Origin of the sequence: Bradyrhizobium sp. 31Argb, from assembly GCF_043638955.1 — a bacterium.
In the GTDB taxonomy this organism is placed as follows: domain Bacteria; phylum Pseudomonadota; class Alphaproteobacteria; order Rhizobiales; family Xanthobacteraceae; genus Bradyrhizobium.
Genome location: NZ_JBEGDB010000635.1, coordinates 1 through 977, shown reverse-complemented (window position 1 = coordinate 977; position 977 = coordinate 1). Strand labels below are relative to the sequence as shown.

At 61.6% G+C, this 977-nt stretch carries 1 protein-coding gene; it reads left to right on the top strand.

The window, feature by feature from the left end; genetic code table 11:
- Positions 1 to 73 precede the first annotated feature (73 nt).
- A complete protein-coding gene (locus AAFX91_RS41980) occupies positions 74 to 796 on the top strand; it encodes a helix-turn-helix transcriptional regulator (protein WP_394570387.1) in 723 nt (240 codons plus the stop codon).
- Positions 797 to 977 lie beyond the last annotated feature (181 nt).

Sequence of the window (977 nt, the reverse complement as noted above, 5' to 3'; positions counted from 1 at the left end):
AGGCTTCCTCCTAAAAGAAAGCCTTGAATCACGTTCAATCTGATTTGAGAATCCCAAGAGTCCACACGGCCTAGTGTTCCATCGCGGCGCGGGCACGCTGCGGGTGGATCAGTCAAACCGCGAAGCCAATCTTGCTTCCGGCGGCGCATTTCTCGGGACAAACGGCATGCCCGCCGACATGAGCTCCGATGCGCCCTTCGCCTGGACGACATTGACGGTCTCCAGGGAGCGGCTGGCGGCCCTCGTCGGCCAGGCGGACGACCTGTTGGCGCGGCCTCTCGATCCGCAGCGACCGGCCGTTGCGCACCTGCGGCGCTATATCGAAAGCGTCGTGAAGCTGTCGCGTGCGCCGCACGACCCGCAGCTTGACGCGCATATTCGCACGACTCTTCTCGACCTGATCGCGCTGGTGCTCGGCGCGCGCGGTGATGCCGCGCAGATCGCTACGACGCGTGGCCTGCGGGCATCGCGTATTAACGACATTATTGCCGAGATCGATCGAAGCTTCATGAGTGCCGGTTTCTCGGCAGCGAACGTTGCCCGCCATCTCGGTCTCTCGACCAGATATGTGCAGGATCTCTTGCAGGAGACGGGCCAGAGCTTCACGGAGCGCCTGCTGGAGCGCCGGTTGCAGCAGGCGCGGCACATGCTTACGAGCGAGCAGGGAGATCGTCTCAAGATCAGCGAGATCGCGCTCGCATGCGGCTTCGGCGAGGTCTCCTACTTCAACCAGCGGTTCCGCGGCCGCTTCGGAGTCACTCCGACGGAGTGCCGGCGCGATTCGTCCCGCCGTTGATCGATCAGCGATCGAGGTCCTCGCGCGCTGTGTAACCGGCTAGAGCATGATCCGGAAAAGCGGAGACCGGTTTCCCGAAAAAGATCATGCTCAAACAAAGAGCTGAGCGGGATGACGATTCGAAGAAAAGTCATCACGCTCTAGGCCGTGTGGACAGTTACCTTATCCAGAGCAGAGTGGC